We start from the raw sequence: 19,595 nt of genomic DNA, 5'->3' as shown, positions 1-19,595 counted from the left end.
CAACCAGCACCTGCGATGCCGGCAGCCTACCTCGCCAAATTTGCCTGGTGAAGTCTCCGCGTTCACTGCCACTCGCTGCCGCGCATCATCCGACTCCTTCCCGGCTGTCTTGCAAAACATTCAAGGCGTTCTCGTAACCGCTTGAAAGGCAGCTTAGAAGCAAGATATGCCCAGACAAAAGATATAAATGTCGGTATGCGCAACATTAGGCAACACTGTAGCGATATATGACGTTCTGTTCATCGAGGTTATGCGGAGCGGAGCCGGCCCTATCCTGTTCGTACCCGAGTCGTTGCCGAATGCAGTCACTGGTTCAATGGAAGTTGCATCTGTTGCTAGCCTCGCCAGAGCCGGCACCCTTTTCAACCGTCGCTTTGGTTGGCCCTCAGCAACGGTATGGAGGAGACCTAGGCGCGCCCCTGACGACTCCGATCCATGCCGCCAGGTCACCGGCCTTTGAGAATTATGGGTAATCTTCTGGTGCGATCGATCGCCGCTCATTGAACCGGAGTCGACCCTCGTGGAAATTCGAGTCGTGGGTGGCCTTGCAGTATCGCTTGAGGCAAGGGATCTGCCTCTCGGCACACCGAAGCAGCAGCTTGTACTCGCAATGCTCGCACTGAGGGCCGGTCGGTTGGTCACGGTGGACCAGTTGGTCGACGAGTTGTGGCCCAACTGTCCCCCGCCCTCGGCCATTCCGAACGTCCGTACCTATGCAGCAACCTTGCGGCGGAGCCTGGAACGTGCCCCGGGAGGCTACGCCGCCGTCGTCCGGGAACCGGGTGGCTATCGCCTCCGGATGGACGAGAGCCGAGTCGACGTGATCCGCCTCTCGGCGCAATGGCGCCGTGCTCGCGAGCTGGCTGAGGCCGGTGATCCGATGCAGGCGGCAGATCTCCTCAGCCAGGTGATCGAGGACTGGCAGGGCTCACTGCTCGCCGGGCTTCCGTTGGGGCCATCGCTGCTGGTGCATCGCGACGTGGCGGATCGCGAGCGGCAGTCGGCGGTGGAGTTCCTGGCCGACCTGTACCTGAGGGCCGGCCAGGCCGACCTCGCTCTTCCCCTACTCCGCGCTCACGCATCGCAGCAACCCGTACGGGAGCCCGCCCAGGCGCTGCTCATGCGGGCCCTCATTCAGGTCGACGATCTCAGCGGTGCCCTCACCGTCTACCAGATCACTCGTGATGCGCTCGCTGATCAGTTGGGCGTGCCGCCCGGAACCGAGCTGGAGCAGCTGCGTGGATCGGCGCTGCATGCCCGGTCGAGTCGGAAGACGTTCCCGCCCAGCCGGTCGCAGGCCGCCCCGCCCTTCCCGCCCGGGGAAGCCGGGCCGGCGATCAGTTGGTTGCCGCGCGTGGTGCCGGACTTCGTCGGTAGGCGGGAGATCGTTGGGCAGGTGCTCCACGACATCACCGCCGGCGAGACGGGAAGCCCGGTGATCCGCGTGATCGACGGCATGGCGGGATGCGGTAAGACCACCCTGGCCGTCCATTTCGCCGCGCGCCTCGCCGACCGCTACCCCGACGGACAGTTGTTCATCGATCTCCAGGGACACTCGGACGGCGGCCCGATTCAGCCGGCTGCGGCGCTCGTCACCCTGCTTCGCCAGCTGGGCGTGCCAGCCAGTCGGATTCCGGGGGATCTGACCGAGCGGATGGAGATGTGGCGGAGGGAACTGGCACTCCGCCGAGTTGTCGTGGTGCTCGATAACGCCGCGGACAGCGCCCAGGTCGACCCGCTGCTGCCGACGTCCGGCGAACCGGTCGTCTTCGTGACCAGTCGACGTCGCCTCCTGGCGCTCACCACGCAGCCTCCGGTCTCCCTCTCCGTGCTCTCGGAGCAGGAAGGGCTGAGCCTGCTCACAGCGTTGGCAGGTGAGCAACGAGTAAGAGCTGACGTCGAGAATGCGGCGGAGGTGGTACGTCTCTGTGGCCGGCTACCGCTCGCCATCAGGCTGGCTGGTACCCGACTCGCGCACCGGCCCGCCTGGAGCATGTCCGACATGGTCCGCCGGCTGGCCCGGAAGCCGGCCTTCCTTCCGCAGTTGCGGGCCGAGGCCCGGACCATCGTCGAGGCTTTCGCCGAGTCGTACGAGCCGTTGGGCGATCGGGCCAAGCAGGTGTTCCGGGCGTTCGGGCTGGTCACCGGCAATCATCTCGACCCTGCCATGATCGCGGCGCTCACCGGCCTCTCGTTCGACGAGGCGACCGACGTGGTGGACGAACTCGTCGACCGCCACCTGGTCGAGGAGTTGACCGAAGGACGCTACCGCGTCCACGACCTGATGTGGCAGTACGCGTCCGAGTTGGGAATGCAGACGGACTCCCCGGCCGCCCGGTCCGCAGCCGTCGACGGCCTGCTGGACCACCTCCTGAATTCTGTCGTGAGGATCTGTGCGTCGATCGAGGAACCGCGCCTGGTCGGTCAGCACCTCCGGCTGGCGGCCCCGCGTCGACCGGATCTTCTCGTGGTCCGACAGCCCGGCGACTTGGAGTGGTTGGAGAAACAACGACTCAACCTGAACGCCCTCGTGCGGCAGGCGACGCGACAGGGGCATGAGGAGTTGGCGTGGCGACTGGCCCGCGCCGCCTGGCGCTTCTTCTACCTGCGCAGCTACTTCGACGACATCTCCGCGACCCATCGGGAAGGGTTGACCGCCGCGCTCCGGTCGGGCGATCGCCACGCGGTCGCCGTCATGCACAACTACCTCGCCTCGGCCTGTGTGCGCACCGGGTTCTACCAGGAGGCGTTGGCGCATTTGAATGAAGTCGTGTCGATCCGCGCGGCTCTCGGCGACGCCGAAGGTTCGGACCGGGCACGGGTGAACCTCGGCGTCCTCTACTGGCTCACCGGCCGCCTCCAGGAGTCGCTCGAGATCAACCAGTCGGCACTGCGAGCGGGCGCCTTGGACAGTCTTCCGATCCTGCCCAACCTCGGGCTCACCCTGCGGTTCCTTGGCAGGTACGAGGAGGCCATGGCCGTTCATCGCCTGCATCTTTTCGTCGCCCGCCTCAAGCCGGATTACTTCCACATGTCGAACGCACTCGGCCACCTCGGCGGTGTGCGTTATCGCACGGGGGAGTGTGCACAGGCAGAGCGGCTGCTCCGTGCCTCCCTGGCACTTCGAGACCGCATCGGCCACGGGTACGCCCGGGCCGAAACCCTCAGCGACCTGGCCGGGACCTACCGACAGCTCGGTCGGTACGAGGAAGCCCTGACCCATCACCGGGCGGCCCTCGAAGCCGCAGCCAACGCTGGCGAACGTCACGTGCAGGCGGAGGCGCGCAACGAGTTGGCGCAGACCCTCCGGGCCGTGGGGCGGCACGAGGAATCGGCGGCAACCTACCGGGCAGCACTGCACGTCGCCACCCGCATCTCTCACCCGTTTGAACAGGGGCGGGCGCTCCACGGGCTCGCCCAACACCTGGTCGAGAGCGATCCGGCGGAGGCGCGGAGGTACTGGCACCGGGCGCTGGCGATCTTCGAACGGATGGGTGTCCCCGAGCGGCACGAGGTGCGCCGGAGCCTCGCCGAGACCGTGGGCTGACCAGGCGACTCTTCTTATCGATTTCTTATCGCGGCGTCCGCTACCGTCCCGCACGGTCGGCGATCGGGGGAGGCCCTGCACGGGAGAGGGCCGAGTCGACGAGACGCCCGCCGGCGAGTTCCCCCCAGCGACCTGCCGGCGGGTAGGTGCGGGAGGAGCGCCCGATCGGCACCGTCGGCGGCGCTCCTCCCCACCGGCGTCCGTCGTCTGGTCGTACCCGAGGGATAGGCTCGCGCCGTGACCGAACCCGCGCAGCTCACCCACGTCGACCAGGCCGGGGCGGCCCGGATGGTCGATGTTTCCGCCAAGCCGGTCTCCGGCCGGCTCGCGGTCGCCGCCGGCCGGCTCCGCACCACGGCCGAGGTGGTGGAGCTGCTGCGCCGCGACGGCCTGCCCAAGGGCGACGCGCTCGCCGTCGGCCGGCTCGCCGGGATCATGGGGGCCAAGCGCACGCCCGATCTGATCCCGCTCTGCCACCCGATCGCCCTGCACGGCGTGACCGTCGACCTGCGGCTCACCACCGACACCGTCGAGATCATCGCGACCGCGCGGACCGCCGACCGGACGGGCGTCGAGATGGAGGCGCTCACCGCGGTGGCCGTGGCCGGCCTCGCCCTGGTCGACATGGTCAAGGCCGTTGACCCGGCCGCCTCCGTCGACGCGGTACGTGTGCTCCGCAAGGAGGGCGGCAAGACCGGCGAGTGGGTGCGACCGGAGGACCGGCCGTGATCCGTGCCCGGGTGATCGTCGCGTCCAACCGGGCCGCGGCCGGGGTGTACGCGGACACCAGCGGTCCCCTCCTCGTGGCCGGCCTGCGCGAGCTGGGCTGCGAGGTCGGCGAGCCGGTCGTGGTGCCCGACGGCGAGCCGGTCGGTGCCGCGTTGCGGGCGGCTCGCGACGAGGGTGTCGACGTGGTGCTCACCAGCGGCGGCACCGGCATCACCCCGACCGACCGGACGCCCGACGTGACCCGCGCCCTGCTCGACTACGAGATCCCCGGCATCGCCGAGGCGATCCGGGCGCACAGCCGGGACAAGATTCCCGCTGCTGCCCTGTCCCGGGGGCTGGCCGGCGTGGTCGGCCGGATGCTGGTGGTCAACCTGCCCGGCTCGCGGGGCGGGGCGAAGGACGGGCTGGCCGTGCTCGGGCCGATCCTGACCCACGCGGTCGACCAGCTCCGGGGCGGTGACCACTGACCACGCACGAGCCGCAGGTCGGCGATAGGCTCGCCGGATGAGCACGGAAACCGCAGCCGCCGCGGCGCAGGTCGCCGCGCCGCCGCCGGCCGAATGGGCGGAGGCCCGCTCCCGGGTGTACGCGGTCGGCCTCGCCGCCGCGCTCCCCGCCGTCGACCGGCCACTGGCCGACGTCGACGGGCACACCCTCGCCGAACCGCTCACCACGCGTACCGACCTGCCGGCCTTCCCCACCTCCAGCGTCGACGGCTGGGCGGTGCGCGGGGACGGCCCGTGGCAGGTGGTGGGCCGGGTGCTCGCCGGGCACACCCCGTCCCCGCTGACCGCCGACGGCACCACCGCCGAGATCGCCACCGGCGCGATGGTCCCCGAGGGCACCACCGCGATCCTGCGGATCGAGGAGTCCAGCCGTACCCCCGATGGTCGTGTGGCCGGCACGCCGCGCCCGCAGCCGGAGTGGCGGGAGCCGGGCGACGAGGCGTACGCCGGGGAGGAGCTGCTGCCGGTGGGCACCGCGGTCGACCCGGCGGTGATCGGCCTGGCCGCCTCCTGCGGCCACGACACCCTGCGGGTCCGCCGGCAGCCACGCGCCGCGTTGCTGGTCTTCGGCGACGAACTGCTCACCTCCGGCCCGCCCGGCGCCGGCCGGGTCCGCGACGCCCTCGGCCCGGCGGTGCCGGCCTGGCTGCGCCGGTACGGCTGCCAGGTGCGTCCGGCCGACGTGGTCGGCCCGGTGGCCGACACCCTCTCCGCCCACGTGGCCGCCCTGCGCGGCGCGCTGGCCGACGCCGACCTGGTCTGCACCACCGGCGGCACCATGCACGGCCCGGTCGACCACCTACATCCCACGCTGGCGGCGCTCGGCGCGGACTACGTGGTCAACACCGTCGCGGTCCGGCCGGGCTTCCCGATGCTGCTGGCCCGGCTGGTGGGCGACGACGGTCGGGTCCGCTTCGTGGCCGGCCTGCCGGGCAATCCGCAGTCCGCCATCGTCGCGCTGGTCTCGCTGGTCGCGCCGCTGCTCGCCGGCCTGGCGGGCCGGCCGATGCCGGTGCTGCCGCAGGCCACCCTCGCCGAACCGATCGCCGGCCGGGGCGACTACACCCACCTCGCGCTGGTCCGGGTGGACCGGGCCGCCGGCACCGCCCACCCGTTGCGGCACGTCGGTTCGGCGATGCTGCGCGGATTGGCCGGGGCGGACGGGTTCGCGGTCATCCGGCCAGGCACCACCGGCGAGGTCGGGGCCCGAGTGCCTGTCGTACCGCTGCCGTTGACCCCCGGGGAGCGGGCCTGGTGAGCGCCCCGCAGTCGCGAACGAAGGAGGAACAGTGAGCCTCGTCGATGGGGTCACCGTCGGCGCGGTGACCGACCAGCCGCTCGACCTGGCCGCGCACGAGGCGGCGGTCACCGACCGGCGGGCCGGCGCGGTGGTCTCGTTCCAGGGCGTCGTCCGCGACCACGACCACGGTCGCGGCGTCACCCTGCTCGAGTACGAGGGCCACCCCACCGCCGAGGCCGTGCTCCGCGAGGTCGCCGCCGAGATCGCCGCCGACCCGCAGGTGTACGCGGTGGCCGTGTCGCACCGGATCGGCCGGCTGGAGATCGGCGACGTGGCCCTGGTCGCCGCCGTCAGCACCGCGCACCGGGCGGCGGCCTTCGCGGCCTGTGCCCGGCTCGTCGACGAGGTGAAGGCGCGGCTGCCGATCTGGAAGCGGCAGGTCTTCGCCGACGGCACGGAGGAGTGGGTGAACTGCCCCTGACCGGCCCGCCCGCCCGGTCAGGGCGGGGCGCACCGTCAGCGACGGGCGGTGAGCTGGGCGGTGCGGACCAGCCGGTCGTGGTAGAAGGCGGGTTCGGCGCCGGGCCGCCACGGCAGCGCCGCGACCAGCACGATCAGGGTGATCGCCAGCGAGTTCTCCATCAGGGCGCCGAACAGGCCGTCCCGGTAGTGCGACACCTCGGGCAGTTGGTGCTCGTACGGCCAGATGGGCGAGATCAGGAAGAGCAGGTAGAGCGCGAGCGCGCCGACCCCGTGCCGCATCCCGGTGAGGGTCGGGTACCAGATCGGCGGGCGCAGCGGTGGCACCCCACCGGCCGGCGGAGTCCCGGCGATCCGGATCGACAGCCCACGGCTCGCCTCGCGGCGGCGTACCGCGGCGTCGGCCAGCACGATGATCGCCGGGATCACGAAGACGAGGTGGTGTGACCAGGAGATCGGGCTGATCACGTTGGCGGTCAGCCCGACCAGGGTGAACGCGGTCAGCTCATCGCCGTCGGCCCGGGCGCTGGCCGCGCGGGACAGCCCGAGCGCCAGCATCAGCACCGAGAAGGCCAGCCAGAGCAGGCCGGGCGTCTCGATCGAGTCGTAGAGGCGGGCCAGCAGGCCGGCGAGGGACTGGTTGGCGGTCATGTCCGCCGCGCCGACCCGCTCGGTCTGCCAGAGCACGGAGCTGAAGTACGTCCGCGACTCCTCCCCGCACAACGCGAAGGTCCCGAGGGTCACCGCGACGGTGGTGCCGACGGCGGTCAGCGCCGCCCGCCACTGCCGGGTGATCATCAGGTACGCGATGAACAGTGCCGGGGTCAGCTTGACCGCGGTGGCCAGCCCGATGCCCACCCCCGCCCAGGTGCCGCTGTAGACGAAGCGGGCCGGTGCGGAGTCGGCGCGGTCGTGGTGGGTCCCCCGCTTGGCCCGCCAGCGCAGCCCGACCAGGTCCGCCATGATCAGTGCGAAGAGCAGCAGGTTGACCTGGCCGTAGCCGAGGGTTTCCCGGGACGGCTCGATGGCCAGCGCCATCGGCGTGGCGACGGCGACGGTGAACCAGAGCGGCCAGCCGAGCCGGTCGACGATCGGGCGCAGCAGCGCGGCCAGCACGACGGTGAGCGCGGCGATGCTGGCCAGCGCGTTGAGCCAGCCGGCGGCCTGGACCGGCAGCCAGGACATCGGCAGCATGACCAGCCCGGCGAAGGGCGGGTAGGTGAAGCCCAGGGTCGTCGAGGGGGCGATGAAGTCGTACAGCTCATGGCCGCTCGCCCACCACACCACGGCACCGTGGTAGATCTTCATGTCGAAGAAGTTGTACGGCCGCCCGAAGGTGCCGATGGCGAGCCAAGCGGCGTAAGCGACTGCGGCCACGATGCCGGTCCGTACGACTGTCCTGCGATCGATCCCACGCGTACCGCGACGGACTGGAGCGAGGCGGTCCATCCGTCTACCGACGAGCGCCGGCATGGCGGTGCCACCCCCGTACCAAAGTCGTCCTACCCGTCCAGGTCCCGCACGGAGCCTAGAACGGTGCCTCACGTTGTTGCCTCCCGCGTTATGCGACCGTGTCCGATCCCACACGTGTTTTTGACATTTCCACCGCGTTAACGGGTGTCGGACGGTTCAGGTGATTGATGGCCTTGCGGGGGGTGGTGGGCGTATTGATGCAGGTCAGCCCGGAAGTCGGCGGGCGGTGGCCGCCGAGCGCGCGGCGATCTTCGCCTCGCGGCGGGCGGTCCGGACCGCGCGCTGCACCGAGCGACGCGAGTGATCGATGCGGTGACCGGCGCGCCAGCGCAGCCCGGGCTTACCCTCGGTGTCGGCGGCCGCGAGGAGCAGGCCACCGAAGAGCCCGAGGTTCTTCAGGAAGTGGACCTGGTTGTTGTTCCTCGCCGCCGGGTCGTCGTTGTTCCAGAAGGGATGGCCGGCGGCGGTCACCGGCACCAGGGTGCCGGCCAGGACGAGCGCGGCGGGCCGGGTGAACTTCCCGGTGGCCAGCATCAGCCCGCCGACGAGCTGGGTGGCCGCGTTGGCCCGGATCAGTGCCGCGGTGTCGGTGGGGATCCGAGGGTGCAGGTTCTGGATCAACGGGGCGACCCGGTCGGTGACCGGCTGGGCGGCCTGGACCAGCCGACCCGGGTTCTGCAGACTGCGGGCACCGCTGACCACGAAGATGCCGCTCAACATGACACGGGCGAGGGTACGCACGGGCTTCATGGATCAGTCATACCCCGTCGCGCGGGCCGCTACCCGAGCAACACCCGAAAGGGATCGGCCGACATGGACGTCCGCGCGGGACGATTCGGCGGCCGATTTCAGCGACCGTCGCGGATGGACCGGCCCGGCGCGGTAAGGTCGCGCGGGTGACGACCCTGCGACTCCGACCCGAGGATCCGGCGGACGAGGGGCCGGTCGCCCGAGTGCTGGCCGCTGCCTTCGCCCGCCCGGACGTGGCCACGCCGCCCGAGGTGGCCCTGGTCGAGGAACTCCGGCACAGCGACGCCTGGATCCCCGAGCTGGCCATGGTCGCCGAGTACGGCGGCGAGGTCGTCGGCTACGCGCTGCTGACCCGGGTCCGGGTGTGTACCGATCCTGGCTCGTACCCGGCCCTGGCGCTCGGCCCGGTGGCGGTCGCTCCGAACCGGCAGCGCATCGGGCACGGCACCGCGGTGGTGCAGGCTGCCCTGGACGCCGCGACCGAACTGGAGGAACGGCTGGTGGTGGTGCTCGGCGACCCGGCGTTCTACCGGCGCTTCGGGTTCGGCCGGGCGGACCGGATGGGACTGACCAGCCCGTGGTCCGGGCTCGGGGAGCCGTGGCAGGCGCTGGTGCTGCCGCCGTCCACCGGTGACGAGGCCCCGCCGGCACCCGGCGAGGTGGTCTTTCCGCCGCCCTGGTCGAAGGTGTGACGCCGCCGGTCAGGCTGGCTGGGTCCGCAGGTAGCGGCCGAAGTGCGGGACGGTGAAGGCCACCGTGCCCCGCTCGCCGGAGTAGATCAGCCCCTTCTTGATCAGGGCGTCCCGGGCCGGGGAGAGGCTGGCCGGCTTGCGGCCCAGCGCGCGGGCGATCTCCGCGGTCGGCACCGCCGCGTCCATGTCGTCCCGGCCGGTGTCCTCCCCCTCCACCAGGGAGAGTGTCGCCATCGCCCGCATGTACTCGCGTTCGGCCGGGGTGGCCCGTTCGAACCGGGAGCCGAAGAAGCCCACCGCCAGCTCCGCCTCCGCCTCGGGCGCGGCCACCCGCACGTCGGCGGCGGTGATCGGCGAGCGCGGGGCATGGTCCCAGGTGGCCTTCCCGTACGCCTGGACGAAGTAGGGGTAGCCACCGGACTTCTCGTAGAGCAGGTCGAGCGCCTTCTGCTCGTACTCGACCTCCTCCCGCTCGGCCGGCGCGCAGAGCGCCTGGTCGGCGGCGATCCGGTCGAGGCGGTCGATGCGCTGGTAACGGAAGAGCCGCTCGGAGTACGACTTGGCGGCGCTGAGCACCGCCGGCAGGTGCGGCAGACCCGCGCCCACCACGATCAGCGGCGCGCCGAGCTGGGACAGTTCGTGACAGGCGGCGCAGAGCGCGGAGACGTCCTCCGCGCCGAGGTCCTGCATCTCGTCGATGAAGACCGCGATGCCGGTGCCCACGTCGGTGGCGACCGCCGCCGCGTCGCTGAGCAGCTCGACCAGGTCGATCTCGATGTCTCCGGAGTCGGCCCGGCCGCTGCTGGCCGGCACGTCGATGCCGGGCTGCCAGCGGTCGCGCAGCTTCGGCGCGGCACCGCCCCGGCCGGTGGGGGCGGATCGCTGGGCGAACGCCTTGAGCACGCCGAGGAAGGCGTCGATCCGGTCGGGGGCGCGGTGCCGGGGCGCCAGTTCGCGGACCGCCATGTGCAGTGCGGCCGCGACCGGCCGGCGCAGTGACTGGTCGGGCCGGGCCTCGATCTTGCCGGTGCCCCAGAGGTGGTTGATCGCCTGCGAACGGAGGGTGTTGAGCAGGACCGTCTTGCCGACCCCGCGCAGGCCGGTGAGCATCAGGCTGCGCTCGGGGCGGCCCCGGGCGATCCGCTCCAGCACCACGTCGAAGACGTCCAGCTCGCGCCCCCGCCCGGCGAGTTCGGGCGGGCGCTGGCCGGCGCCCGGGGCGTACGGGTTGCGGACCGGATCCACGAATCGCAGAGTATCGGGCCGTCTAGCTGGGAGGCTAGATATCCGTAGATGAGGCTACCGGCGTGTCGAATCCTTCGAGACAAAACTAGGGCTGTCTAGCGTCCAGGCTAGACAGCCCTAGTTTTAGCTACGGCCGCGTCAGCGCCGCTTCAGGCAGAGCACGAAGTCGAGGGTGTCCAGGTCGCTGTTGTAGAAGAACCAGTCGGTGTAGCCGACCACCTTGGCGCACTTCGCCTCGGCGTCCTGCTCGCCGGTGGTCGGACCGTCGATGCGGCTCAGCACCTCGTACGTCTTCGGGTCGCACTCGGTGATCACCAGCTTCGGCCGGGCCGTGCCCCCGTCGTTGCGGACGCACTGACCCGCCTTCACGAAGCGCGGGTCGGTCGTGGACGCCGGGCCCGCCGTGGTTGCCGGGCCGGCCGGTTCGCTCGCCTCCGCCGTCGGGTCGGCGGCCGCCGTGGTCGGTCCACCGGGCGCGCTCACCGGGCCGGACGCCTCCCGCCGGGAGACCCAGAAGGCCAAGCCGCCGAGCAGGAGCAGCAGCACCACGGCCAGCGCCGCGACCAGAGGACCCCGGCCGCGCCTCGGTCGAGGCGGCTCCGGGTACGGCGGGTCGCCCGGGCCGGGATCCGCCGGGTGAGCCGGCTCTCCGGTCGCCCAGCCGGCCGGCTGCCCGTACCGCTGGGCGGGCGGCTCGTACCGCTGGTCTGTGTTGGGCTGTCCCCAGGTGCCCGGCTGCCCGGTGTACCCGGGGGCACGGCCAGCGGCGGCGGGCGGGTGGGCCTCCCCGGACGGCCCGTCCCACGGGTCCGGTGCGGCGCCCGGTGGTCCGGGGTTCGACATGGCAGGACCTCCTGGATAGGCCGGTGCTGAGAGGCCGGCCACCAACGGGGGACGGCGACGCCCTGGTCACCGTAGCCTGGTCCACCGATGAGCTCACGACCCGCGAGTGCGACACCGCTCGCCCACCCCGCCACCTCCGCCCGGCCTGCGCTGATCTGGACCGGGCTGATCCTCGTGTACCTGCTCTGGGGCTCGACGTACCTGGGCATCCGGGTCGCCGTCGAGTCGCTGCCACCGCTCACCTCCGCGGCGATGCGGTTCGCCGCCGCCGCCGGAGTGCTCGCCCTGGTGCTGCGCCTCCGCCGGGGACCGGGGGCGCTTCGGGTGGATCGGCGGCAGCTCGGATCCGCCGCCCTGATCGGCGTGCTCCTGCTCGCCGGTGGCAACGGGCTGGTGGTGCTCGCCGAGTCCGGCCCGGCCGGGAAGGCGCTGCCCTCCGGCATCGCCGCGCTGCTGGTGGCCACCGTCCCGCTGCTGGTCGTGCTCCTGCGTACGCTCGGCGGCGACCGTCCCCGGATCTGGACGTTCGCCGGTGTGGCCCTCGGCTTCGTCGGCCTCGTCGTGCTCGTGCTGCCCACCGGCGGGCCGGGGACCGTGCCGGTGGTCGGGGCGCTCACCGTGGTCATCGGCGCCACCTGCTGGTCGGTCGGCTCCTACCTCTCCGGGCGCATTCGCATGCCGGCGGACCCGTTCGTGGCCACCGTCTACGAGATGGTCGCCGGGGCGGTGGTGCTCGGCGTGATCGCCGCCGGCCGGGGCGAGCTGCGCGGCTTCTCCCCCGCCGAGGTGACCGGCCGCTCCTGGGCCGCGCTGGCGTACCTGATGGTGGCCGGCTCGCTGGTCGCCTTCACCGCGTACGTCTGGCTGCTGCACCACGCGCCGATCTCCCTGGTCTCGACCTACGCGTACGTGAATCCGGCGGTCGCCGTGGCGCTCGGCGCACTGCTCGCCGCCGAGCCGGTCACCGCCCAGGTGCTGCTCGGCGGCGCGGTCATCGTCGCCGGGGTGGCGGTGGTGGTGAGCACCGAGCGCCCGCGCCGGCCGGTCGACGGGGCAGCCGCCGAGGCGGCCCGCCGGTAGCGTTCCGGCGCGGGTCCCCCCGGGGGGGGCTGGTGACAGGTTGCCCGGTTCGCACCGGGGTCAGCCCGCCCCCCGGCGGGTTCCGTGCTCGGCCGGGTCAGATCAGCCGGAGCTGGCGGTCCTTCGGACGGCGGGCCTCCGGCTCGCCGAACCGCTCGAACAGCCCCTGGTCGATCACGTCGAGGAACGGCGACGGCCGGCACTCGCGTTCCGCGCCGTGCCGGGTACGCCGGGCGGCGTGGCTGACGTACAGCCGGTCCTGGGCCCGGGTGAGCCCGACGAAGAAGAGTCGCCGCTCCTCGGCCACCGCGTCGTCGTCCGGCTCCGACCCGGGCCAGCGCAGCGGCAGCAGCCCGTCCTCGGCCCCGACCAGGAACACCACCGGGAACTCCAGGCCCTTCGCGGCGTGCAGGGTGAGCAGGGTGACCGCCTCGGCGCGCGGGTCGAGGGCGTCCACCTCCGCCCCGGTGGCCAGCTGGGACAGGAACAGTTCCACGTCGTCACCGCAGCGGCGGGCGAGCGGGGTGAGCAGGTCCACCGCCACCCGGACGTCCTCGGGGCGTACCGAGCCGGAACCGTCGAGGGTCGGCACGGCGAAGCGCTCCGCCAGCACCTGCCCGGCCAGCCGGACGCGGCCGGCCAGCGAGCCGTCGAGGCCGGCGTGCCGCAGCTCGCGGGCGATGGCCGTCACCCCGGGACGGTCCCGGAGCCGGTCGTGCGAGCGCTTCTGCACCGGGATGTTCGCCCGGGCCAGGGCGTCCACGATGGGGGCGGCCTGCGAGTCGGTGCGGTAGAGCACAGCGATGTCGGAGAACGACAGCGAGGTCGACCGGCCGTCGATGCGGCCCGAGTCCAGCGATCGGTGGGAGAGGCCGCCGACGAGGTCGTCGATGGTGCGTACCAGGAAATCGGCCTCGTCCGCGACGGAGGCCGCGGCGTAGCGGCCGACCAGCGGCGCCTCCGGGTCGAGCCGGGCCGGGTCGAGCCGGCGGCCGCGCACCAGCGACGACGGCGCGATCGCCTGCACCGCGGCGGCCAGGATCGGGGCCGAGGAGCGGTAGTTGCGGTTGAGCCGGACCAGCCGGGCGTCGGTGAAGTCCTGGGAGAAGCGCAGGAAGTAGCCGACGTCGGCGCCCCGGAACGAGTAGATCGCCTGGTCTGGGTCGCCGATCGCGCAGAGGTTGCCGTCGGCGGGGGAGAGCAGCCGGAGCAGCTCGTACTGGACCGCGTCGACGTCCTGGTACTCGTCGACGAAGATCCACTTCCAGCGTTCGCGGTACTCGCGGACCAGCTTCTTGTCGGCCCTCAGCAGCGCCACCGGCAGGGTGAGCAGCTCGTCCAGGTCGACCAGGTCGCGCTTGCGCAGCAGCCCGGTGTACGCCTCCGGATCGTCACCGGCCTCGGTCCGGGCCGCCGTCCGGTCGGCGTCGTCGGCGATCCGGAAGTCCGCCGGCAGGCCGGCCGCCTCGGCGTTCTCCCGCAGGATGGTCAGCCCCAGCGAGTGGAAGGTGCCGACCGTGACGTCCTCGGCCACCGGGCCGAGCAGCCCGTCGAGGCGGTGCCGCAGCTCCTCGGCCGCCCGCCGGGTGAAGGTGATCGCCAGGCACTGCTCCGGGAAGACGTTCAGCTCGGCGCAGAGGTACGCGATCCGGTGGGTCAACGTCCGGGTCTTGCCGGTGCCGGGACCGGCCACGATGAGCAGCGGTCCGCCCGGCGCGGAGGCGGCCACCCGCTGCATCGCGTCCAGCCGGTCCAGCAGGCCGGTGCCGACCTCCTCCATGCCGGCGAGCATCGGCTCGAACGGTTCGTGTGGGGAGGGCGCCGGCGCGATCGGCGGCCGGGGTGGCGGTGCGGGCTTCCGCTTCGGCTCGGCCTTCACCGCCGTCGGGCGCTTGGCCCGTGGCCTCGGCGCCGGCTCCGCGGGCTTCCGCTGCGCTGGCACGGGTACGTCGAAGAGGGTGTCCTGGGCGGTCCGGCCCCCACCGGAGGCGTCCAGCTCGGCCGGGTCGAAGAGGGTGATGACGCCATACTCGCCGTCGTAGCCGGGGATCCGGTGCACCTCGCCCCGCCGCAGCCGGCCGATCCCCTCGGCGAGCAACTCCCCGCCGACCCGGCCGATCTCGTCCAGCGGGGTGCTGGTCAGGATCTCCAGCTCCGGGCCGAGCGCGGCAATCAGCTCGTTGAGTTTCCCCTCGACCTTCTTCGACCGGGCGCCCACCTTGTTGATCTCGCCGAGGATCTCGGCGAGCGGGACCAGGTGGGTGACCTCCCGGGCGTGCGCCGGCCGGTGCCCCTCGGGTCGGTCCGCCAGCTCCTCGACCCGGCTCAGTACGCCCACCGTCAGCGGCTTGCCGCACTCCGGGCAGCGCCCGCCGGCGTCCCGCGTCCGCTCCGGGGACCAGTTCACCCCGCAGAGCCGGTGGCCGTCGGCGTGGTACTTGCCCTCTTCCGGGAAGAATTCGATGGTGCCGGCCAGCCCGGTTCCGGTGCGCAGCGCCTCCCGGATCGCGAAGTAGTCCCGGGCCGAGGTGAGGACCGTGGCCTCGCGGGCCAGCGCGGGCGGCGAGTGCGCGTCCGAGTTGGATACCAACTGGTAGCGGTCCAGGCTGCCGACCCGCCAGTTCATCTCCGGGTCGGAGGAGAGCCCGGTCTCCACCGCGAAGATGTGCTCGGCCAGGTCGGCGTAACAGTCGGCGATGGCGTCGAAGCCGGACTTCGAGCCGAGCGCCGAGAACCAGGGCGTCCAGATGTGCGCCGGCACCAGATAGCCGTCCGGGCTGGCCTCCAGGGTGATCTCCAGCAGGTCCCGGGAGTCCAGGCCGAGGATCGGCCGGCCGTCCGAGCCGAGGTTGCCGATCCGCCCCAGCGCGGCGTTGAACCGGGCCACCGCGTCCAGGTCCGGCAGGTAGATCAGGTGATGCACCTTCCGGGTCCGGTCGTCCCGCTTGTAGATCGTGGAGATCTCCACGCTGAGCATGAACCGGACCGGATCCGCCTCGGCCACGCTCGCCAGCCGGGGCGGCAGGCGGCGGGCGATGTCCCGCTCCGCGTCGGGGCTGAGCCGGTACAGGCCGGGCTCGGCCGGGTGCAGCGTCTCGCGGAGGTGGTCGTACCAGGCGGGATGGGTGAAGTCGCCGGTGCCGAGCACGCCGATGCCCTTGCGCCGGGCCCACCAGCCCAGGTTCGGCAGGGTCAGGTCGCGGCTGCACGCGCGCGAGTACTTCGAGTGGATGTGCAGATCCGCGACGAACGGCGGGAGGCCACCGGGGGGTGCGGCGCTGAACGGAGGCACGCCGCATCCTGTCACGCCCGGTCCCCCGCCCGCCCGCCGCCACGCGTACGCGTGACCTGAGCAATCCGCCGCTGGACTGTGCGGCCCCGGCGCGCTATTGGGCACGCAGCTCCACCAGGGTCACCTGTGGCGGGGCGCCCACCCGGACCGGCGGACCCCAGAATCCGGCGCCGTTGGTTACGTAGACCTTGGTGCCGTCCACCTCGCCGAGACCGGAGACCACCGGCTGCTGGAGCGGGACCAGCAGGTTGAACGGCGCTATCTGGCCGCCGTGGGTGTGCCCGGACAGCTGCAGGTCGACGCCGAACTTCGCCGCCTCGTGCGCGGCCACCGGCTGGTGGGCCAGCAGCACCACCGGGCGGGTCGGGTCCCGGTCGGCCAGGGCGGCGGCGTAGTCGGCCGGGGCGGCCAGCCCGGTGCCGGCGGCGGTCACGTCGTTCACCCCGGCCAGGTCCAGCACCCCACCCCGGGCGTGGATCTCCTGGCGCTCGTTCTGCAGCACCCGTACGCCGAGCCGGTCCACCTCGTGGACCCAGTCCTCGACGCCGGAGTAGTACTCGTGGTTGCCGGTGACGAAGAAGCTGCCGTGCCGGGAGCGCAGGTCGCGCAGGGGTGCGGCCTGGTCGCCCAACTCGGCCACCGAGCCGTCGACCAGGTCGCCGACGATCGCCACCAGGTCGGCGTCCAGCCGGTTGATCATCGAGACGATCCGCTCGGTGTGCGCACGGCCGGTCAGCGGCCCGAGATGGATGTCCGACACCGTGGCGATCCGCAAGCCGTCCATGCTGCGCGGCAGCTTGGCGAGCGGGATCTGGACGCGGTCCAGCTGCGGTGGACCCAACGCGGTACGGACGCCGTACCCGGTGATGCCGGTGGCGGTGAGCCCGGCGAAGATCGCCGCTCCCCGGGCGAGCAGCAACCGCCGGGACGGGTCGTGGTCGGGCTGACCGGCCGCCGCGGCGGCCGGCGGGTCGACGGGGCGCTCGGCCAGGTCGTCGGTGCCGCCGGCCATTGGGTCGCCGGCACCGACCAGGGCCGGCTCGGGGGCCGCCGCGGTGGGCTCGGCCAGCGCCACCCGGCGCCGCAGCACCAGCCTGGCCACCGCCGTCGGCGCTTCCAGCACCAGCAGCAGCACCAGCAGGTAGAACATCAGGCCGACCCACACGAAGCCGGGCCAGGAGAGGAAGCGGATGCCGGCCCGGTTGGTGCCCATCGTGGCTGGGATCAGCAGCCCGAGCGCCAGCACGACGAACCCGCCGATCCTCCGCGAGCGCCCGGGGACGGTGGTGTCCAGCACCAGCCGCTTCCACAGGTAAAGATGGATCAAGACGATGGCGACCAGCGCGAAGCCGATGAACGTCACCAACGAGAACAACTGGGCCTCCCTCAGCCGCCGGCGAACGGCGGCAGCACGTCGACCGTCACGCCGGCCGGCAGCGGTGCCCGCCGATCGTGACAGGCCAGACCGTCGACCAGGAAACTTGCCGCCTTGAGCACGACGGCCAGCCGCTCGCCGTGCCGGTCGGCCAACTCGTCGACGAGTTCGTCGAGCGACCGGCCGGCGGCCACGGTCTCCTCCGACCGGCCGGCGGCGGCCCGCGCCCCGGCGAAGTACCGGACGGTGAGCTGCATCGGTCAGCCTCCGATCGCCGACATCGGACGGGCGGGCTGCAGGAAGGTCGGGTCGTCGATGCCGTGCCCGGCCCGCTTGCCCCACATCGCCGTACGCCAGCGGCGAGCCAGCTCGGCGTCGTCCGCCCCGGCGCGCAGCGCGCCACGCAGGTCGGACTCCTCGGTCGCGAAGAGGCAGGCCCGGACCTGCCCGTCGGCGGTGAGCCGGGTGCGGTCGCAGTCGCCGCAGAAGGGCCGGGTCACGCTGCCGATCACGCCGACCCGGGCCGGGCCGCCGTCCACCAGCCAGGTCTCGGCGGGCGCCGCACCGCGCTCGGCCGGATCGGGGGTGAGCGCCAACTCGCGACCCAGCGCGGCCAGGATCTCGTCGGCGGTGACCATCGTGCTCCGGTCCCAGCCGTGCTGGGCGTCCAGCGGCATCTGCTCGATGAAGCGCAGCTCGTAGTCGTGGGCCAGGGCGAACCGGAGCAGCGCGGGCGCCTCGTCGTCGTTCACCCCGCGCATCAGCACCGCGTTGATCTTCACCGGGGTCAGCCCGGCCGCCGCCGCGCCGGCCAACCCGGCGAGCACGTCGGCGAGCCGGTCCCGCCGGGTCAGCTTGGCGAATCGGGCCTGGTCCAGGGTGTCCAGCGAGACGTTCACCCGGTCCAGCCCGGCGGCACGCAGGGCGGGCGCGAGGCGTTCCAGCCCGAGGCCGTTGGTGGTCAGCGAGATCCGGGGCCGGGGCTCCAGCGCGGCCACCGCCGACACGATGCCGACCAGCCCGGGCCGGATCAGCGGCTCGCCACCGGTGAAGCGGACCTCGGTGATGCCCAGCCGCTGCACCGCGACGCGGACCAGCCGGACGATCTCGTCGTCGCCGAGCAGCTGCGGGCCGGCCAGCCAGGGCAGCCCCTCCGCCGGCATGCAGTAGGTGCAGCGCAGGTTGCACTTGTCGGTCAGCGAGACCCGCAGGTCCCGGGCGACACGGCCGTACCGGTCGACGAGGACCCCGTCGGTCTTCGGGGCGGCGGTCACCTGTCGACCGTAGCGCGTCCGGCGCCCCGCAGCGCGGCCCGGGCGGCGGATCCCACCGCGTCCCGGTACGCCGCGCCGAACAGGGCGGTGTGCACCAGCAGCAGGTGGAGCTGGTGCAGCGGCACCCGCTCCCGCCAGCCGTCGGCCAGCGGCCATGCCTCCTGGTAGGCGGCCATGATCCGGTCCAGGTGCGGCGCGCCGCCGAAGAGCGCGAGCTGGGCGAGGTCGGTCTCCCGGTGGCCACCGTGCGCGGCCGGGTCGATCAGCCGGACCCGGTCGTCCGCTCCCCAGAGGAGGTTGCCCGGCCAGAGGTCGCCGTGGATCCGGGCCGGTGGCTCGTCGCCGCCGAACTCGCCGATCCGGTCGATCAGCTCCTCCACCGGGCCGGCCTCGGCGGCGGTGAGCGCACCGCCGTCCACCGACATCCGCAGGTACGGCAGGAGCCGGCGGCGCGCGAACCACGCCGACCACGGGCCCGGATCCGGGGTGTTGTCCTGCGGCAGCGCGCCGATGAAGCCGGGCCACTCGGCGCCGAACTCGGGCGCGCCGGCCCGGTGCAGCCCGGCCAGCTCGCGGCCGAACCGCGCGGCCGCCTCGGCGGTCGGCTCGCCCGGATCGACCCAGTCGAGCGCCAGCAGCTCCGGAAGCGCCACCAGCACCTCCGGCACGGCGACCGTGCCCGCGTCACGCAGCCAGCGCAGCCCGGCCGCCTCGGTGGAGAAGAACCCCTCGGGCACCGGCCGGCCGGCCCGCTCCGGCCAGGTCTTGGCGAAGACCGAGTGTCCGTCGTCGAGGGTGAGCCGGGACGCGGCGCAGATGTCCCCGCCGGAGACCGGCGTCTCCCGGATCCGCTGGTGGGTCAGGAAGGTCGGCAGGTGCTCCGGGTGTGCCCTCAGGTACGCCAGGTCCATGAGCGCAAGGTAGCCGGTGGGACCGACGGTCGGGAGCCGTGTGCCGTCCTTGGCCGCTACCGATCGGCGTTCACCTGCACCGATACTCTCCGTATCTGTGGACAACCCGCGTGTCGTCCACAGGGCCTGTCGGGGTGGGGCGGGGTCGCCGCACGCTC

At 72.6% G+C, this 19,595-nt stretch carries 16 protein-coding genes; 7 read left to right on the top strand and 9 right to left on the bottom strand.

Translation table 11 applies throughout. The features are described 5' to 3' along the window. Nucleotides 1-520 precede the first annotated feature (520 nt). From ONA70_RS09300 to ONA70_RS09280, 5 genes are all read left to right on the top strand, one after another. Nucleotides 521-3,547, top strand: coding sequence for an AfsR/SARP family transcriptional regulator (locus tag ONA70_RS09300; RefSeq protein WP_265005944.1), 3,027 nt, complete (start codon nucleotides 521-523; stop codon nucleotides 3,545-3,547). 237 nt (nucleotides 3,548-3,784) lie between these two features. Further along, on the top strand, nucleotides 3,785-4,276 hold the full coding sequence (gene moaC / locus ONA70_RS09295; RefSeq protein WP_265005943.1) for a cyclic pyranopterin monophosphate synthase MoaC: 492 nt from the start codon (nucleotides 3,785-3,787) through the stop codon (nucleotides 4,274-4,276). After that, a complete protein-coding gene (locus ONA70_RS09290; RefSeq protein ID WP_265005942.1) occupies nucleotides 4,273-4,743 on the top strand; it encodes a MogA/MoaB family molybdenum cofactor biosynthesis protein in 471 nt (156 codons plus the stop codon). Before moaC ends, ONA70_RS09290 begins: the two co-directional genes overlap by 4 nt. A gap of 37 nt (nucleotides 4,744-4,780) precedes the next feature. Then, on the top strand, nucleotides 4,781-6,040 hold the full coding sequence (locus ONA70_RS09285) for a molybdopterin molybdotransferase MoeA (RefSeq protein WP_265005941.1): 1,260 nt from the start codon (nucleotides 4,781-4,783) through the stop codon (nucleotides 6,038-6,040). A gap of 31 nt (nucleotides 6,041-6,071) precedes the next feature. Further along, nucleotides 6,072-6,503: a molybdenum cofactor biosynthesis protein MoaE gene (locus ONA70_RS09280; RefSeq protein WP_265005940.1), complete on the top strand. Its 432-nt coding sequence runs from the start codon at nucleotides 6,072-6,074 to the stop codon at nucleotides 6,501-6,503. A gap of 35 nt (nucleotides 6,504-6,538) precedes the next feature. On the opposite strand, the gene ONA70_RS09275 is transcribed toward ONA70_RS09280, so the two are convergent. Then, complete coding sequence (locus tag ONA70_RS09275; protein ID WP_265005939.1) at nucleotides 6,539-7,975, bottom strand: glycosyltransferase 87 family protein; 1,437 nt, start codon at nucleotides 7,973-7,975, stop codon at nucleotides 6,539-6,541. A 204-nt stretch (nucleotides 7,976-8,179) separates the two neighbouring features. Next, on the bottom strand, nucleotides 8,180-8,725 hold the full coding sequence (locus ONA70_RS09270) for a DoxX family protein (protein WP_265005938.1): 546 nt from the start codon (nucleotides 8,723-8,725) through the stop codon (nucleotides 8,180-8,182). A gap of 146 nt (nucleotides 8,726-8,871) precedes the next feature. On the opposite strand from ONA70_RS09270, the gene ONA70_RS09265 reads away from it, so the two are divergent. Continuing rightward, on the top strand, nucleotides 8,872-9,417 hold the full coding sequence (locus ONA70_RS09265; RefSeq protein WP_265005937.1) for a GNAT family N-acetyltransferase: 546 nt from the start codon (nucleotides 8,872-8,874) through the stop codon (nucleotides 9,415-9,417). Nucleotides 9,418-9,426: 9 nt separating this feature from the next. On the opposite strand, the gene ONA70_RS09260 is transcribed toward ONA70_RS09265, so the two are convergent. Then, on the bottom strand, nucleotides 9,427-10,662 hold the full coding sequence (locus ONA70_RS09260; RefSeq protein WP_265005936.1) for an ATP-binding protein: 1,236 nt from the start codon (nucleotides 10,660-10,662) through the stop codon (nucleotides 9,427-9,429). Between the two features lie 138 nt (nucleotides 10,663-10,800). Further along, nucleotides 10,801-11,505: an LppU/SCO3897 family protein gene (locus tag ONA70_RS09255; protein WP_265005935.1), complete on the bottom strand. Its 705-nt coding sequence runs from the start codon at nucleotides 11,503-11,505 to the stop codon at nucleotides 10,801-10,803. A gap of 87 nt (nucleotides 11,506-11,592) precedes the next feature. Here ONA70_RS09255 and ONA70_RS09250 point away from each other — a divergent pair, with 87 nt between their 5' ends. After that, nucleotides 11,593-12,585: an EamA family transporter gene (locus ONA70_RS09250; protein WP_265005934.1), complete on the top strand. Its 993-nt coding sequence runs from the start codon at nucleotides 11,593-11,595 to the stop codon at nucleotides 12,583-12,585. 97 nt (nucleotides 12,586-12,682) lie between these two features. On the opposite strand, the gene ONA70_RS09245 is transcribed toward ONA70_RS09250, so the two are convergent. The 5 genes from ONA70_RS09245 to ONA70_RS09225 form a co-directional block, all read right to left on the bottom strand. Next, nucleotides 12,683-15,877 carry a UvrD-helicase domain-containing protein gene (locus ONA70_RS09245; protein ID WP_265005933.1) on the bottom strand — a complete coding sequence of 1,065 codons (3,195 nt, stop codon included), beginning with the start codon at nucleotides 15,875-15,877 and terminating at the stop codon, nucleotides 12,683-12,685. 94 nt (nucleotides 15,878-15,971) lie between these two features. Beyond that, the gene (locus ONA70_RS09240) at nucleotides 15,972-17,252 is read right to left on the bottom strand and encodes a metallophosphoesterase (RefSeq protein ID WP_265005932.1); all 1,281 of its coding nucleotides are present in this window, start codon (nucleotides 17,250-17,252) and stop codon (nucleotides 15,972-15,974) included. A gap of 11 nt (nucleotides 17,253-17,263) precedes the next feature. Then, the gene (locus ONA70_RS09235; protein WP_265005931.1) at nucleotides 17,264-17,509 is read right to left on the bottom strand and encodes a MoaD/ThiS family protein; all 246 of its coding nucleotides are present in this window, start codon (nucleotides 17,507-17,509) and stop codon (nucleotides 17,264-17,266) included. Nucleotides 17,510-17,512: 3 nt separating this feature from the next. After that, the gene (gene moaA / locus ONA70_RS09230) at nucleotides 17,513-18,526 is read right to left on the bottom strand and encodes a GTP 3',8-cyclase MoaA (protein WP_265005930.1); all 1,014 of its coding nucleotides are present in this window, start codon (nucleotides 18,524-18,526) and stop codon (nucleotides 17,513-17,515) included. Continuing rightward, nucleotides 18,523-19,437: a fructosamine kinase family protein gene (locus ONA70_RS09225; protein ID WP_265005929.1), complete on the bottom strand. Its 915-nt coding sequence runs from the start codon at nucleotides 19,435-19,437 to the stop codon at nucleotides 18,523-18,525. The genes moaA and ONA70_RS09225 overlap by 4 nt, the downstream gene beginning before the upstream one ends. Nucleotides 19,438-19,595 lie beyond the last annotated feature (158 nt).

The sequence above is a fragment of the Micromonospora yasonensis genome (assembly GCF_026013475.1).
GTDB classification, from domain to species: Bacteria; Actinomycetota; Actinomycetes; order Mycobacteriales; family Micromonosporaceae; genus Micromonospora; species Micromonospora yasonensis.
This window is presented reverse-complemented; position numbering and strand designations above follow the sequence as displayed.

Excerpts from the sequence above, each read along its gene's own strand:
- ONA70_RS09285 (WP_265005941.1), top strand. The coding sequence starts at position 4,781 with ATGAGCACGGAAACCGCAGCCGCCGCGGCGCAGGTCGCCGCGCCGCCG.
- ONA70_RS09275 (WP_265005939.1), bottom strand. The coding sequence starts at position 7,975 with ATGCCGGCGCTCGTCGGTAGACGGATGGACCGCCTCGCTCCAGTCCGT.
- ONA70_RS09270 (WP_265005938.1), bottom strand. The coding sequence starts at position 8,725 with ATGAAGCCCGTGCGTACCCTCGCCCGTGTCATGTTGAGCGGCATCTTC.
- ONA70_RS09255 (WP_265005935.1), bottom strand. The coding sequence starts at position 11,505 with ATGTCGAACCCCGGACCACCGGGCGCCGCACCGGACCCGTGGGACGGG.
- ONA70_RS09250 (WP_265005934.1), top strand. The coding sequence starts at position 11,593 with ATGAGCTCACGACCCGCGAGTGCGACACCGCTCGCCCACCCCGCCACC.
- ONA70_RS09235 (WP_265005931.1), bottom strand. The coding sequence starts at position 17,509 with ATGCAGCTCACCGTCCGGTACTTCGCCGGGGCGCGGGCCGCCGCCGGC.
- ONA70_RS09225 (WP_265005929.1), bottom strand. The coding sequence starts at position 19,437 with ATGGACCTGGCGTACCTGAGGGCACACCCGGAGCACCTGCCGACCTTC.